General features: G+C 55.0%; 12 protein-coding genes, 1 tRNA gene and 1 pseudogene. 4 read left to right on the top strand and 10 right to left on the bottom strand.

What is annotated here, in order from left to right; all coding sequences use genetic code 11:
• The first annotated feature begins 302 nt into the window (after positions 1-302).
• The 3 genes from dnaN (at position 303) to H6815_06070 (ending at position 3417) form a co-directional block, all read left to right on the top strand.
• Positions 303-1481, top strand: a complete 1179-nt coding sequence (dnaN, locus tag H6815_06080) for a DNA polymerase III subunit beta (protein MCB9860006.1) — start codon at positions 303-305, stop codon at positions 1479-1481.
• A 57-nt stretch (positions 1482-1538) separates the two neighbouring features.
• A complete protein-coding gene (locus H6815_06075) occupies positions 1539-2294 on the top strand; it encodes a fumarylacetoacetate hydrolase family protein (GenBank protein MCB9860005.1) in 756 nt (251 codons plus the stop codon).
• A gap of 127 nt (positions 2295-2421) precedes the next feature.
• The gene (locus tag H6815_06070) at positions 2422-3417 is read left to right on the top strand and encodes an NHL repeat-containing protein (protein ID MCB9860004.1); all 996 of its coding nucleotides are present in this window, start codon (positions 2422-2424) and stop codon (positions 3415-3417) included.
• A gap of 139 nt (positions 3418-3556) precedes the next feature.
• Here the strand turns inward: H6815_06070 and H6815_06065 are convergent, their stop codons facing one another.
• Together H6815_06065 and H6815_06060 are read right to left on the bottom strand one after the other, a co-directional pair.
• A complete protein-coding gene (locus H6815_06065) occupies positions 3557-3946 on the bottom strand; it encodes a hypothetical protein (protein MCB9860003.1) in 390 nt (129 codons plus the stop codon).
• Between the two features lie 11 nt (positions 3947-3957).
• Entirely contained in the window at positions 3958-5292 is a 1335-nt protein-coding gene (locus H6815_06060; protein MCB9860002.1) for an aminomethyl transferase family protein, read from the bottom strand.
• Positions 5293-5422: 130 nt separating this feature from the next.
• Here H6815_06060 and H6815_06055 point away from each other — a divergent pair.
• Positions 5423-5504 (top strand) — tRNA-Tyr (locus H6815_06055).
• Positions 5505-5728: 224 nt separating this feature from the next.
• Here the strand turns inward: H6815_06055 and H6815_06050 are convergent.
• The 8 genes and pseudogenes from H6815_06050 to H6815_06015 all read right to left on the bottom strand — a co-directional run bounded on the left by H6815_06050 (position 5729) and on the right by H6815_06015 (position 15145).
• A pseudogene (locus H6815_06050) lies at positions 5729-6820 on the bottom strand (site-specific integrase).
• A gap of 3 nt (positions 6821-6823) precedes the next feature.
• The gene (locus H6815_06045; GenBank protein MCB9860001.1) at positions 6824-7039 is read right to left on the bottom strand and encodes a helix-turn-helix domain-containing protein; all 216 of its coding nucleotides are present in this window, start codon (positions 7037-7039) and stop codon (positions 6824-6826) included.
• A gap of 84 nt (positions 7040-7123) precedes the next feature.
• Complete coding sequence (locus tag H6815_06040; protein ID MCB9860000.1) at positions 7124-8350, bottom strand: bifunctional DNA primase/polymerase; 1227 nt, start codon at positions 8348-8350, stop codon at positions 7124-7126.
• Between the two features lie 304 nt (positions 8351-8654).
• Positions 8655-8861: a helix-turn-helix domain-containing protein gene (locus H6815_06035; GenBank protein ID MCB9859999.1), complete on the bottom strand. Its 207-nt coding sequence runs from the start codon at positions 8859-8861 to the stop codon at positions 8655-8657.
• Positions 8851-9060, bottom strand: coding sequence for a hypothetical protein (locus H6815_06030; GenBank protein MCB9859998.1), 210 nt, complete (start codon positions 9058-9060; stop codon positions 8851-8853). Before H6815_06030 ends, H6815_06035 begins: the two co-directional genes overlap by 11 nt.
• A gap of 61 nt (positions 9061-9121) precedes the next feature.
• Complete coding sequence (locus tag H6815_06025; GenBank protein ID MCB9859997.1) at positions 9122-10255, bottom strand: hypothetical protein; 1134 nt, start codon at positions 10253-10255, stop codon at positions 9122-9124.
• 721 nt (positions 10256-10976) lie between these two features.
• Positions 10977-13073 (bottom strand): UvrD-helicase domain-containing protein, encoded by a 2097-nt coding sequence (locus tag H6815_06020; GenBank protein ID MCB9859996.1) that lies wholly within the window; start codon positions 13071-13073, stop codon positions 10977-10979.
• 20 nt (positions 13074-13093) lie between these two features.
• Positions 13094-15145 (bottom strand): DEAD/DEAH box helicase family protein, encoded by a 2052-nt coding sequence (locus tag H6815_06015; protein ID MCB9859995.1) that lies wholly within the window; start codon positions 15143-15145, stop codon positions 13094-13096.
• Between the last annotated feature and the right edge of the window lie 144 nt (positions 15146-15289).

The raw sequence follows: 15289 nt of genomic DNA, 5'->3' as shown, positions 1-15289 counted from the left end.
GCCGCGCTGCTGGCATTCCGTACAGAATGCGAACATACACATCGCCGCCTGGCACCGTGCGGATGTTGAGATGTAGTATCAGCAATCGACCCATCAAAGACAACAAAAGTTGGTACCTGCCAAGGTGAAATCGTGTGAATTGGGCAGGACCCCAATAGAAATCCAACCCACGATATTCTGTGCCGGGAAACCTTACCCATACCAGCGATCGGGGTTTGATAGGCAATCGTCAGTCGATTGGCGCCCTCTCGCAGGGCTACACTCAGCGGCAATATATTGGGTTTCTACATCGGGAGGACTGCATGAAGGTTATCTGCGATCGCGGCGCGTTGCTCGACGCTGTAAATATGGTTTCAGGCGTGGTTGCTTCGCGCACACCAAAGCCGCAACTCACCTGCGTGCTGATGACAGCACGCAAGGATGGCGACGTGTCCGAGCTCACACTCGCTGGCACCGACGCAGAGATCGCGCTGACACTGCACACCGATCGCGTCGACGTCGAACGTCCAGGTAGCGCGCTCATCCCCGCGGACAAGCTCCGTCAGATCGTGCAAGCAGAAGACTCTGAGACATCACTCACTGTTGAAGTGAAAGGCGAGACCTGCACCATCTCAGGCAAGGATGCCCAGTTCACACTCCACGGGTACTCTGCGACAGACTTCCCGGATCTGCCAGACTTTGCTGATGTTGTAAATGGCGGTGGCGGCAAGACGCGCATCCATTCCACACAACAGGGCGAGACGCTCTCTCGCATGATCGCACGTACGCTCTTTGCAACCGCGCGCGAAAACTCGCGCTACGCGATCAACGGTGTGCTGTTCCATATTACCGGCAAGAAGCTCGAGATGGTCTCGACGGACGGTCGCAGGCTCGCGCTCGCACGCGGACCATCAGGCACGAAGTCCACCGAATCGGCATCGTGCATCGTACCGACAAAGGCGCTCGCGCTGCTCCAGAAGATACTGCGAGACGATGACGAGATCATCATCGCTGTCAACGACAACCAGGCGCACTTTGCGATTGGTGGCGCGGACGATCCGCGCGCCGTGCTCAGCTCCAATCTTGTTGAGGGCACGTTCCCGCCATACGACGAAGTCATACCAAAGGATCAGAACGTCACAGTCACGCTCGATCGTGAGGTGTTCCTGTCAGCGGTCCGTCGCGCAGCGCTGCTCACCAACGAGGAATCACGCGGCGTGCGTATGGCGTTCTCTGGCGCGAACAAGTCCGTCGAGATGTCGAGCCGGGCACCAGAGATGGGGGAAGCTCGCATCGAAGCGTCCCTCGCAGGGTACAACGGCGACGATGTCGAGGTCGGGTTCAACCCGGTGTTTATCTCTGATGCGCTCAAGATCATCACCGATCCGAATGTCGTGTTTGAACTGAAGGCACCACCCAAGCCGGGGCCAACAACAAAGCCCGGCATCGTCAAATCGGGCGACGACTTCCTGTACGTTGTCATGCCGGTGAATCTGACGTAACAGCCCTCGCACCACCATCCAGTAGAAACCCACATCCACACGGAGTGACGTGTCGCCATGTCAACATACGCTTCTATGCCTGCGGGCGCAATGACGCTGAAAAAAGCATCGCCCTTCGGTATTGCCGTTGAAACACCCGCGGGCGATCTGCATCTGCACACGATTATCTGCCTCGGACGCAACTACGCAGCGCATGCGAAGGAGCAGGGGCACGAGGTCAACGAGCGCCCCATCATCTTCACGAAACTTCCCGGCACCGCACGTCTGCACGGTGACGACATCGTCATCCCACCGGCGGCAATCGAGCCGGACTCCGGCGGCAATCAGATCGATTATGAAGCGGAACTCGTCGTCATTATCGGCAAGGAAATGCGCAACGTGTCCGAAGCCGACGCACTCTCGCACGTCCTCGGGTACACGTGCGGGAACGACGTGACCGCGCGATGGTGGCAGCGCAACGGATCGGGCGGGCAGTACGTCCGAGGCAAGAGCTTCGACTCCTTCTGCCCCATCGGACCTTGGGTTATCCCCGCAAGTAGCATCCCAGATCCGCAAAGCCTTCGCATCACGTGCCGTGTCAACAACGAGCAGCGCCAGGACTCGAACACGTCCGACATGATCTTCCCCGTTGCAAAGTTCATCTCCGATCTCTCGCGCGGGATCACGCTCTACCCCGGCACCGTCATCATGACCGGCACACCCGAGGGTGTCGGCGCAGCTATGAAACCTTCGCAATGGCTCAAACCCGGTGACGTCGTCGAGGTCGAGGTGGAGAAGATTGGTGTGTTGAGGAACGCCGTGCAGGCGGAGTAACTCAAAACTAGCAATCTTACCTAGCTCAAGATACGAACAGCAGCTCAGACATATTGATAAAATAAACCACCAAAGCTTGAACACGTCGTGAGCTATTTTAAGTCGTCTGAACTTCTGGAGCACGGTTATGCAGAGCAACGGCTTGATGTCTGTAACAATGTGCATTGGCAGCTTGTGTGCAAGCTATGGGTATGCACAGTCACAGATTCTTGTTGTCGACTTTGGCGGAGACAAAGTTGTGCGGTACGACTATCCGAGCGGTTCACCCGTTGACCACTTTGTTGGTACCGGCCTCACCAATCTTGATGGCCCACACAAGGCTGTGTTTGGCCCGGATGGCGATCTCTATGTATCTGCAACCGTGAGCAATAACGTGCTTCGTTACGATGGCATTACTGGCAAACCTCGTGTACAAGCGATCGCACCGGGTGCGGGCGGAGTGCAATCACCATCGGGCTTCGCATTCGGCAGCGACGGCATGATGTATGTTACAAGCTTTGGAAATGATCGGGTAGTCAGAGTCGACACTGCGAGCGGACAAATCAGCCCGTTTATCGAGCCTGGCAACGCACTTGATGGACCGCACGATCTTGCTCAGGATTCCATGGGTAACTGGTATGTGGTCAGCGACAACTCTGACCGTGTACTGAAGTACAGCAGCACGGGGATATTTATTGAAGAGGCAATTAGTGTGCAGCAAGCAGGCCTTAACTCCCCGAATAGTTGCGTAATTGACCCACAAAACAGGCTCTTTGTATCATCACCGGAAACAGATAATATTATTGTAAAAGATTTAAATAATGGTCTTGTGACCCAACTTTTGCCGCCAAAGACTAAAGTCTTTCCAATGAATCCCCAGTACATCACTATTGGCCCAGAGCCGAATGTTCTATATGTGGTTGATCTTGGTGGGAATGGTCGGTTCCTGAAGTATGATCGAACGACAGGACAATATATCGGAGAGTTTTTAATCCCATTAACTGGCGGACTCAGCGGCGACCCAATTGCTGTTGTCTTTGTTCCTGATTCACTGACATGTGATGCCGATTGCGACATGAATGGCATATTGAACATATTCGATTATATTTGCTATGGAAATCAATATGCAGCCGGATGCCAGTAATTTGGCACAAAGGAGGCACCAGTGTATAGGTCTGTCCCACAGATTGCTATCGCGTTACGATGAAGCAGTGGCACCGTGTATCGAATGACTTACGAATCTCGTCACATTTCGTCTCAAGGGGCTGCTCCGCCAATACAGATCACACCAACGGCGCCGATTTCGCTGTCATTTCATCTGTGATCACAGCTCGAACCGGGTTTGTCGCAGACTCAAACGAGCGCACAAACGGATCGAAAGGATCGACGACCTCCACCAGCGTGCAAAGATGCTGCTCGATGCCCGTGCCCAGCGGCTCATCCCACACAAGCACAAAGCTGTAAATATCTTCCATGATCGAAACAGCATCATCTTCTGTGTGCGCAACGCGAGGGTGTTCGCGCATCTGACGCCGGAACGACTCGAAACTTTCCGCGTCCGGAACATTGCCAGCATATAGCACAACCGCGCGGCAAGATTCGATCGAGCCTCCCTCCCGCATTCGAATCTCACGCATGCGTTCTCGCACAATGTCAAGCACAGGATCCGACACGCCCAGCATCCTTATACAAATCTCAGTTCTTCCTGCACCTGCATCACAACAAGCTCGCCCTCCGCGATGGTCAGCAGATTTGTGCCGGGCGCAGCGTGCTTCCACTTCACGGTCGCAAGTGCGACGGGAAGCCCGGAGAGCATGGGGCTGATGGTGGCGCTGGTGATGGTGCCGACATGCTGCTGCCCTACATCAATGTCTCCTCGCAGGAGCGCATTGCGCGACTCCATTGGAAACAACGGCGTTCCAGCGACTGAGAGGAGATATTGGTTATGCGCGTCACGCGGGATGGGGATTCCGTCCGCTTCGACGGGCTTGAGCGCGCGGACAAACTGCTTGCCAGCCCCGCGCGCGTGCATACGAGCGACCACCTCCTGCCCGAGATAGCACCCTTTCGTGAACGATACGCGATCGTTGAGCACGCTCGTTTCCGCAGGAAGTGATGTTGTGCCGAAGTCCACGTGGAAGATGGGCGTGCCCGCTTCAATACGCGCTGTGTTCATCGCGTACCACCCGATGGGCCGTATGCGCGTCTTTGTGCTCGGGTCTTCGAGATGAGCGAGGTGTTTCTCGATTGCAGCGTTCGCCTCGTACATCGGCTCGTGCCGCTGCCAGTTCCCGAGTGTCAGTAGTTTCTCTGCAACATCCACTGCATGGTCACGTGGAACAAGAAGCGAAAGCCCGACGACACCAGCAATATCGCATCGATCAACGACGACACGGGAGCTGCCGATGTCGATCTCGATCGCATGATCCTCATCCAGTTCGCGAACCCTGTGCGCGGCGTCTGCGTTCGTGGTGGCTTCCGCGAGCAGATCGCGCGACGCTGGACCATGCAGGCTGAAACAATGCCACTCTGTGTGCGCTTCCTGGATAGCAACGTCCTCAGCAAAGAGGAATGTATCGAGTGATCTCGCGCACGCGCTCGCATCGTGCGCATCGCACGTCATCATGATGCGATCAGCAATCGCCACCGCACGAAGATCCGTCTGGATACGCCCCTTCTGGTTCAGCCAGAACGACGAGCGCGCGTTCGGCCTCCCCTCGTCACCGATGTCTTTGAGTTCCTGCGTGAGCATCGAGTTCAGAAAACCGACACGATCATTTCCGCGGACCGTGAGAACGCGTCTGTGCGGCTCATCAAACATCACGCACGAGGTGCGAAGTGTGGCGTACTCGATCGCTGGCGGCACGAGATGCGAGAGCATCGGGATCGCAGGCACCACCAGTTCGGCCTCAGACTCGATCGCATACGGGACCAGTTGATCGTCGCCCGGATTGATCAAAGCCAGCAGCGGACTTGGAGGGACCGGGCTTGTATCGGATTGTGGGGGCAGATTGGGCATCAAGACACATCGTATTGACCCCACAAGGGCGTTTTTCTTGTAGTTTCGCGGGTTTGTGCCTATATTCCCGGCTTAACCGGTCCGATGAGCCTGCCACGCGCGGGCCTGACGGTCTGTTGCAATGCAATGCGGGCGAATGCCGGAGTGGTCAAACGGGGCAGACTGTAAATCTGCTGGCAATGCCTTCGGGGGTTCGAATCCCTCTTCGCCCACTTTCCTTGTTTGTAGCCGATTCGCGTGTGTTCGCGTCGGCTCGCAAAACCCCTGTATTTCTCGGTGTTTTGATCGATTGGTGCGAATCTGTGCGAACGGTCGCGGATGTGTGCTGCGCCGCAAATTGCGCCACTCGTGCGCCGCATTCTGCGCCGCTTTTTTGGACCGCCTCCCCATTGCTGTCCTGAGCCTCTAGGCCCGCAGCCAAGTTGAAGTGCTCATCCCGAGTCTGCAGATAGTGCTGAGCAGCGATAAGTGGACTGTGCCCCAGCCATCCGGCTGCAACGTGGGCAGGGAACTGCTCGACCCAGTCACACGCACACGACGCACGCAGGTTGTGGAACAACCTCGGCCACGGTGTCTCGCCAGCTCGGGCGATGATCCGTTGCATCTGCGTGCGCAGATTCGCTCGCGGATCTTTGAGCCGGGGCACAACCTGCTCCTCTCCCACCGTCGCGTGCTCGAACACGTCCAGCAAGATCGAGCGCAACTCCGGGACGATTGGTACAACCCGCACCGCGTGTCCCTCGTGCCCCGCAGTCTTGGGACTGCGCACCGTCAAGCGCCCGCGCTCCCAGTTCACATCCGACCAGCGAAGCAATCCGACCTCTGACGGGCATCGCAACCCAGCGAAACGAGTCAGTGCAACGATCGCGCGCCACTCCGCATCGGGGCACGCGTCAAGCACAGCCTGAATCGTCTCGCGGCTGACGTAGGCTGACCGGTCTGGGTTTGCTTGCGAGCCGGCGCGCACACCAATGAATGGGCTGGACTCGATCAGCTCCCATCTCACTGCCCGCTTGAAGATTGCGCGAGCCACGAACACACGCTTGGCTATCGTTGCTGGCGCGAGTGTGCGCCCACATTGCTCGGGGTCTGCGATCCAACTCCGCCACTTGTCTGCATCCTCGGATGTGATCGAACGGATAGGTCGATCATCGCCGAAGTGTTCTCGCAGGCTGTCCATCGTCTGCTTGTATGCTGCGCGCGTCGATGGCTTCACGGTTGACGCACTCTTGTACCGCTCCAGCAGGCCGCCAAGCGTCACGATGGCCGCGCCGGCGCGAGGCTCAACTAGATCAGCACGCGCGAGCCGTTCGTGCATCTTTTCGGGCAGATCACCGACCCAGGCAGCAAGTTGCGCATCCATCGGCTGCCCCGTAGCGGTACACGCGAGCAGTTTCTCCACGCGCAGCTTGAACGTCTCGGCAGCCTTGACGGGTACTTTGCCGAGCCTGATCGTCTTGCGCTCACCATCGCCATTCACAAACTGAATCCGTTTCGATCCGCCACTGTCTCTCGCGATACTTGCCATACCTCACCTTCCCTTCCGAGTCTTTGCCTTCGGCACTAGCGCTATCTGAAATCCGAGTGCGTCTGCAAGAAGTTCGCAGCTTTCCACAGTCAATCGCTGACCATGATTCGCAAAGCGTGATAGCTGCGCCTCGGACACGCCCGAGTCCAAGGCAATCTGATACCTCGTGCGACCGCTCGATTCAATTGCTTTCAGTAGTTGTTGGTGCAATCGTGTCATGGTCTCAGCATACTTGATTCCTTGCTGGCACGCAAGCACCTGATTCAAATTAGCGAACGCTCATCAGACGGCGCATTCAACAACTCATCCACCAAGGTACCGATACTCACTTGCCCGACCGGTATGACCCTTCCTGATTCTGACCAGTACGCCTTCGTGAACCAGCAAATCTAGCCGGCGATATGTTGTTGCGATCTCCAATCCAACAACGCCAGCCACAACTTTCCCACTGAGGAAGAATGGATCGCCGCTAGCCATGCGCTGCAGTTCTCGGCACAGTCGAATCAAGAGTCGAGTTTTCTCTGAGTCGAAACGCAATGCACATGGTGGATCATCTGCTTTAGAAGCCCTCTCAATCACGCCATCGAGCGTTTCACCATAGGGCTGCTTGACGCGTTCCCAGGCATGAAGGAAATCTGCCCATGTTTCATCCCAATCACGAGTGCCGATTGTCGGCAATGCTGCCTCATGCCAACGCCTAACAATATCGCGCATTGATATTCCAGCGCAACCCGACAACTCCGGAATCGAGCGCAAGCGACGCGCGAATCGAAAGATGCCATCGTTACGCTTTCCGACACCCGCTGGAACCGTCTGAGCAATCGCAGTTTCTATTTGTGTTTGCAACTCTTGAGAACCAAGATGCACAAGACACCCAAGAAACTCAGGAATCACAGGAGTTTCAAGAATCACAGGAGTCCTAGGAACATCAGGACATTCAGGAACTGCAGGACTATCAGGAGCAACAGGCCATGCCGGTAATGGCTTGGTTTCTCTTGTTTCTCTTGGTTCACACGGATCAGGTTCGCAGAAAACTGAAACATCTACAAGCGGAATCGATTCAACCGACGACGGCGCGCGCAACCATGTGTATGTCACGCCTGCAATGTGACGCGACGGCGGCGCGACGACGTAGGCACCATCTGCTCGTAGTTCACCATCAGGAAACTTGAGCGTCCTACACCCGGCGATACGTGCGTAGACGTGGTGGCCGCGTGCGGTCTTGACAGTTGGCAGAACGTCGACCAACTCAGGATGCTTCTCAGACCAGAGTGCATATCCGTCGGCTGTATCGAAATCGCGCACGACCAGATCACCAGATACTTGGCCGAGGATCACCGCTACGCCCTCAATCCGACCGCCTGACGCGCCCGGCGTGAACCATTGGGTAAGTTGGTCCGCGTCCGCCTGTTCGCTTTGATAACGCTTCCAGCCGCGCACAACGGGTTTCTTGTGAATGTCTACGGGCAGCACACTCCAGCCGAGCTGGTGAAAGCCCAGTGCAGCATCAAGAAGAGTGTCTTGAGTCATGCCACACCTCCCATGCCCACATCGCGTGGTAACGCTGTTAAAACAAATACACATGCTGGCCTGCTACCCGACGTAACCCTGCGTAGTCGAGTTCGAGTTACAAGCTTTCGCTTTTCGAGTTTACCTAGACGGGTTGTGTATCCGCGTACGCGATCCGCTGCTGCACGCGATGTGTCGGGTGCGTACTTACGCGATGGCGATTGACGCTCTGGTCGGATATGATGTTGGAGATTCTCGCATGCCTTTGTGGAGTCGACTGCCCCGTTGCCAGACGGGGCGATTTCGTTGTATGGGGATGGCAAAGTCATTGCCTACCCCCCTTCTGCTGGTCGGCGAGCCAACGCTTCAGCCCCTCAACTGGGTAAAGGACAGCTGTACCAACTCGGATCGTCGGAATATCGCCACGCGGCTGGCTTAGTGCCCACAGCGTGCGCTGTCCTATTCCGAGCAGCTTTGCAGCTTCGCGTGGGCGTACCGCGAGAGGTTCGGGGGTCTGAGTGTCATTTCGCACTGGGCACCCCCTCACGCTTAGCGCGGTCGGTGAGGATGCGCGCGACTGTCGGCACGTGGACAAGCACGCTCCGGTCAGCGATCAGTGCTGGAATACGCCCGGCTTCAATTTCTTCCCGCAACCATCGCGCCGGGACGCGAAGGCATCGAGCCGCCAAATTGAGCGGTATTGGTTCTGATGAATATACTCTGGTTGTCATACCGAGAGCATTCGATAGTGTTCAGCAATCAAGCCGAAACTAAGATGTAAACAACTGGCAATCAGTCGGCAATCTTCGACGCAAGCTTGCGCCCATCGATAGTCAACCGTGCGCCTTTTCGATCGCCCTCGGGCCGCTCGGCGTAATGGAGTTCGATGAGTTTTTGCACAATCGGCCCAATGGTTCGTTCGGATAAACGAATACTTTGGTCCATTTCCTCTTCGATCGTCTTTGTGAACAAAAGACACGACGCATCAAACCTTGCCATAGTTCGTAGTACTTGCGATTGGTTCGAGGTGAGAGCCGGGACTGAAGAGCCTACGGCATCGCTCTCGTTTTGTGCTCCCTGCGATGTGTCCATATTCGGCTCTCCATTTGATACCCACTTCTCAACGTAATCCAGCATCTGTTCAAGGATGTCCGGAGGGAAGGCTCGGGGATTCAGTCCCGGTAGGTTCTCGTCAAAGTCCTCTTCAAGTATGGGGAGTCGATGCCGCCACGTCACATAGGCTGCTCCATCCTCTTTCTCTTGACCTGTAGATGGTGCCTCTGGCATCGTCGGACGCAATGAACCAGCGTCAGCCAGCCCCCCAACCCGGTAGAGGGCGATCGTATGAAAGTCAGCATCTGGGAATCGCTGCAACTCGGTCCGTTCGAAACTGTAAGGATTGGCGGGCTCTTGTCCACCAAATGGGCACACAATCGTGACTTCCCAAGTTCGTATCACATGGGTGTTGGCTTCCACGGCCCTTTTGCGCCGATCTTCCATCAACCGACGCTGGCGCGGGGTGGTATCGCTACTTTGGTGCTTCTGGTTCCAATCCCAAGCGGCATGTGCTGCGGCGGCGGCTTTCCGCTCAAGTTTGCGCGGAAGGACCTCGTATCGTGAAGTTTCTCGTAGGCACTTATCCAGTTCCGTCGGGCACAGCCCGTCGAAATAGTCGTACCAGGCTATGCCGCCTTTTCTTGTCTCAGGATCAACCAACCTTCCCTTCGTTGTCAGCAGTTCGCGAATCTGACGCTGCCGGTGTTGCTCTATCTCAGTTGTCTTGGCACCGAATCGCTTCGATAGTTCCATGAACGCGAGGAAGGCGGCTCGAATCTCGTCGCCGAGCCACGCATGTTCTCGCACGAGTGCCTGTGCGCGATTACACAGCCTGGCGAGTTCGTCTTCTCGGCTCGGTGTGGGTTCCATGATCTACTCCCCCTTCGCGCAGGCCAACCCTATAGGATTCTGGAGGTGCTGAGTCGAAGGTCTCTTGCGACCACATAACGCGCACACAGTGGGGCACCAGCCTTCTGTCTGCCAGCACTGGTTATTCTTACCGTCCCCGGTGGGGTCAGAACTCAGACGACAGCGGTTGAGTGGCGCTCTCAAGGGGTCTGTAGACCGATCAGTATTCTCTGATCTGTCGGACCGAAGATGTCTCCACAAAGCGGCAATCGCGCGTGGGAAAGCGGGAAATCCAAGCCCAAGATCCAGCGTGTTACGCCAGACGACATGGCACTAAACCACCGACTCGTTGTGTATGTACCTGCTAGCACGGTATCGATATGAGCTGGCTCCAGCCGTTTCGCCCTGCTTCGGATTCAGATGCCCTTCAAGCCTTGACAACACATCGGAATTTGGAGATTCTGACGACCAGACGTTGGTCACCAGAGCATTGAATCACATAGTCTGCAGAGCGGCAATCGCGCGTGAAGAAGCGCGAGATCCGCCAGCTAAATACCACGTGTTTCACCAGAGGATATTTCACTGGTGCACGCCATCGCTAATTGTCCGGGGATTTGTGCTGCTGGAATGAAAAAGCCTTATCTGGACCGGATACGAGGATGGCTACCCTTGCCTGAGAGCTGGAAGACCTTGAACGTTGCCCCCTCTCCGACTTTGCCGGGCTACAGCGTACTCAGCCGAATCAGTGGACCCCGTCAGACACCGCGGCCAAGTCATCAAGAAACTCCGATGCTGGCTCAACAGCAGTAATCAGCAGGAAATCGCGAGCTCGCGTGCAGGCGACATAGAGGAGATGACGCTCAGTGTTGTAGACCTCCGCCAAATCTGAGTCATCCGTGACCCCTGAGATTCGATCCTGCAGCGGAATAATCTCGTCATCGCAGCATGCAACCACAACAGCACGATACTCCAACCCTTTCGCATGGTGCATCGTTGCAACAGTCGCGGCACCTCGCTTCAGCCCCTCATCATTGTCCAAGAGCAATGCTTCAATGCCCGCCTTGTTGATCATCGCCAACGCTCGCGGCATTTGCGCTGAAGAACGCACAAAGATCGCGATTTCCTCTGGAAGCACACCGCGATCGATAATCTCCTGAATCCAGGCACCCACCAGCTCTCGCTCCTCCATGTCGTTTGCAGCAAGCTTTATAGACGGGTTCGGCCCATTGAATGCCGACACCGTCCCCTTCCGCGATTCAGTGATCCCGTCAACGTCTGACAGCACGGGGTGCAAAAGCCTGTCCGCTTGTCGCCGGATCTGATGCGATGTGCGGTAGTTGATTCGCAGCGTCTGCGATCGCCCTCGCACATCCACACCGAGTGAAGCCCATGAAAAGGGCGTTTGGAATATCCGCTGTCCAAGGTCGCCTGCGAAGAACAAGCCGTTCTCGCGAGCACTACTGAGCGTTGCCAGGAAGCGAAGTTGGGAAACAGACACATCCTGTGCCTCATCCAACACGACTGCGACCACAGGGCTCTCACCAGTATCTTGCAAGTGTTGCGTGAGTTCTGAATAGACATTTGCCATCGTGACAGAACCACGCTTATGCAGTACCCCTCTGACGTACTCGAACACCGGCCAAAGTAACTTACGCTGCTTCTCACCCATTCGCGTCTTACGACCCAGACGCGGGACATCTCGATACTCTTCCCAAGTATCCAGCTGCCAAGCATCGACAACGTCGAACCACTCGCTCGCGACGAACGCCGCTGACATAGGCCGGGGTAACACTCTGAGTGCATCACGAATGAGAGATTCGAGCATCGCGGCAGTCGGAACCTGAGCACGACCAAAGGTCTCCTCGTACATCTCTAGAGCAAAGTCATCTAATGAACGGACCGCAAGTCTGTCCCAAACTCTGGAATCCTCACCGACCAAGCGGGTCGCCTTTGCACGAAGATTTCTGGCAAGAGGTATTGAAAAAGTGGCGAGTAGTACTTTGCCGTCAGGAATGGTCCTTGCCAGACGAACGGCGCGATGCAGCGCCACAATCGTCTTGCCTGTACCTGCTGACCCAGCAACACGAGCCGGTCCTTTGAAGTCACGCTCAACCGTCGAACGCTGAGCCGGATGAAGGAAGACAGTCCAGCGGTCCCACGGATAATCGAGGGCATGCTTGAGCTCCTCGACATCCGTCATTAAGCGGAATCGACGCTCAGCATCAGGATGGCAGAATGGATCATCATTGACTCCTGCCGGGACAGGCACCTCTGGCACGGTGCCGGTGGCAAGGCACAGAACCGCTTCAGCTGCTTCGGCAGGCAGATGATCTGTGAGATGCAGCAGCTCGTCTTCGTTCGCACCGAGGACGTCTGAGACCCACTCGGGAGGAACGCCGTAGTCCAGCAACTGCTGCTCCGTTATTCCGTCGAGCGCACACGATGTTGAAGAAGGCGATTCCGATGATGAATCGACATATTCATATTGAGGTACCTCGATCTCGCGAACGAGTTCTCGAATCTCAATAATCTGTGCTGCACCTGTCCGAGGATGCGTTTCGATCTTCCGTCCAGCAGCCCATTGATAAGCCCTGTCATGGTGATCAACATAGCACAAGAGAAGGCTACCATTAGTCTTGTGAATGATTAAACGAATATCTCGGTTAACCCGTGCAGACCAGAAATTCGGATCCTTACACCGCTCGATCTTATGCAACTGGAACCCAGGATTGGCTGGATCCGACTGCAGGTCAAACACCGTGATCTTAACAGATTTCTGCTCACCATTTGTGAGCCTTCCAAGGCTAGATGTAAATGTGTCAGCTATTCGAAAGTCCATCACTTGTGTCCGAATTGGTGTTAGTCAAGAGATTCTCCGGAATAGACGGTTGTAGGAGTATTCTTCTGTGCTCGAATCACCGGCCAGTAGAATGGCGCGTCCCGCCAGCCCTTTTCCTTTGCTCCTTCTTGTCGTAAAAGAAACATAATTGGATGGTCATGAGCATGGGCTCTAGCAATACGACCTTCCGTCTTCTCAGAATCTGGAGTCTCGATGAATCTCGCGTGCGAGCCAGCACTCGCGTAACGGGCTGACTGGCGACCGTTTGCTGCCCAAATATATACCTGTCCACGTTGCGCTCTATCTGGGTGTTGGTTGGCGAGATGTCCGAGTACATCGCGAGCCACCTGCCAGTTGAACGGGCGCACATCATCTTTTTTTGGCTCAAACAGCAATGTTCGCTCGATTAGATTGAATATCTTCAGGGCCGTTGCGAGCGGAACTAGTACGGGTTCATCCGCATTGAATCCACAGGTTTCAAGGACAATTCTGTCAATCTCATTAACAACACCACTAATGCGATTCATGTAGTCGGAGTTGAACCCGATCGGCAGTATTCGTCGGAACGGCTTTAGGGTTTGCGTTGTTGCTACGAGAATCTTGTTGGGACTACAGGGGATGATTCCACCACCTTCCGCTGTTCGAATGAACTGAACACCAGACTCGTGGCCATCAGAAATTGCCATACGAAGAGCCGAATCAAACTCTTCCATCTCAAACATTGCGTTGCGTATGTAATTACTCGTGTAGAAACGGGTGACCGCGAGATCCTGACGCCGGTAGCCATACATTCGCGAGTGCTGCAGTACCGTGTCCTGCTGGAATTTATGTGGCCGACGCCCGTAGTAGAAGCCCAGTAGGTTTGCGAGGGTAACCCCGCGATCTAGAACCTGCCCACCAATAAAGAAGTTGAGTGGGCTTCGCAGTCTTAGCTGCCCATCCTTGTCCAGCATCGCAATGATATCATTGTCGGAGTTCACCTTGTTGATTGTGATGTACTCGTCGCGCACGGCTCCCTTCACAGCATCAATAACTTCTTCAAAGTTGGGTAGCCTGGTACCTGCAAGCCTGATCGACTCCGATAGATCCTGATATGCTTCCCTGACTAAATCTTGGAATCTCGCAGTGTTCTCCATTGCAGCCTTTGTGAACTCATTATTAAGTTCCGAAACAATTCTCTCCTGCCACTCATGCGAACCCCTGGCAGCCTCTGAATGGATCAGAAATGAGTAGCGGAGTTTGCGTTGTGCAATCTGGTTGACAATTCCGTTTAGACGCTGAATACACCCTCCGACTAGGAATGTGACATACGCACGCCGCATGCTTTCGATTGCGGGATGCTCCAAAACTTCCTCAACTTTAAATCGGCGACGATCAGGGGATTTCACAATCTCAAGCTCGTTAGGGGAAACCGATACATGAATGCTTCGCTCCACAGTTAGCTCTTCGTCTCGGGCAGCCTCGCCGAAGTAGACATCTCCGCCAACATAAGCTTCTGGGACTGGAACTAGCTTCGTGAAACGGGGCCGAGTCGGCCGAAAGTCAGGTGAATTGCCAACAACAATGTCGCTTGGCTGCAGGTAAAGCGAATAGGGCGTTGCCGTAACTTGTAGAAACGACACGTCTTTGCTTGCAGATCGCACATCGCTTACTGCCTTGGCTATGGTCCTGGCCTCAATCACATCCTTTTGCTTAGAATATCCGATTGAGGCTGCGTCAGCTTCGTCGTCTATTACCAACATCTTTTGTGATGCAAGAGCGGGGCAACCCTCTTTGAGTAGTTCAATGAGCCGACGGAGATTATCTTTCTGTTTCTTTGCTACAAATATCAGCTTAGCCTCGCGTTCAAATGCAGTAAATGTAGTAGGCGCCGTCATGATGTCGAACACTTCGAGTTCAGCGTCTTCGATAAACGAGTTGAACTCCTCGTCCAGCCGCCTCCGAGTTTGCTCAACCAATGCACGGGAGTTCTTAGTCAAAATTACAGCCACGTCATACCCATTATCGAACGCAAGCGCCATAGCGCTAATATATGTTCTGGTCTTACCACTTTGCACCTTTCCGAGCAGCATCCCAGGGTGTTCCTCAGTCGTCTGCTCCTCAAGTAGAGACGCAACTGTGTCCTCAGCACAGGCAAAGGTGCTCTTGTCGTAGTGCGAACGGTGCTTTCGATATCGCGTATCAAATGAACCATTGGTATTCACTGGTGTCACCTG

The organism is Phycisphaeraceae bacterium, assembly GCA_020639155.1.
Classification (GTDB): Bacteria; Planctomycetota; Phycisphaerae; order Phycisphaerales; family UBA1924; genus JACKHF01.
The sequence above is the reverse complement of the archived record's forward strand: the minus strand, read 5'-3'. Positions and strand labels throughout refer to the sequence as shown.

What these genes read in the sequence shown, in the direction of transcription:
- H6815_06060 (MCB9860002.1), bottom strand. Translation starts at nt 5,292, where the DNA reads ATGCCCAATCTGCCCCCACAATCCGATACAAGCCCGGTCCCTCCAAGT.
- H6815_06040 (MCB9860000.1), bottom strand. Translation starts at nt 8,350, where the DNA reads ATGACTCAAGACACTCTTCTTGATGCTGCACTGGGCTTTCACCAGCTC.
- H6815_06075 (MCB9860005.1), top strand. Translation starts at nt 1,539, where the DNA reads ATGTCAACATACGCTTCTATGCCTGCGGGCGCAATGACGCTGAAAAAA.
- dnaN (MCB9860006.1), top strand. Translation starts at nt 303, where the DNA reads ATGAAGGTTATCTGCGATCGCGGCGCGTTGCTCGACGCTGTAAATATG.
- H6815_06070 (MCB9860004.1), top strand. Translation starts at nt 2,422, where the DNA reads ATGCAGAGCAACGGCTTGATGTCTGTAACAATGTGCATTGGCAGCTTG.
- H6815_06045 (MCB9860001.1), bottom strand. Translation starts at nt 7,039, where the DNA reads ATGACACGATTGCACCAACAACTACTGAAAGCAATTGAATCGAGCGGT.
- H6815_06030 (MCB9859998.1), bottom strand. Translation starts at nt 9,060, where the DNA reads ATGACAACCAGAGTATATTCATCAGAACCAATACCGCTCAATTTGGCG.
- H6815_06015 (MCB9859995.1), bottom strand. Translation starts at nt 15,145, where the DNA reads ATGCTGCTCGGAAAGGTGCAAAGTGGTAAGACCAGAACATATATTAGC.
- H6815_06025 (MCB9859997.1), bottom strand. Translation starts at nt 10,255, where the DNA reads ATGGAACCCACACCGAGCCGAGAAGACGAACTCGCCAGGCTGTGTAAT.
- H6815_06020 (MCB9859996.1), bottom strand. Translation starts at nt 13,073, where the DNA reads ATGGACTTTCGAATAGCTGACACATTTACATCTAGCCTTGGAAGGCTC.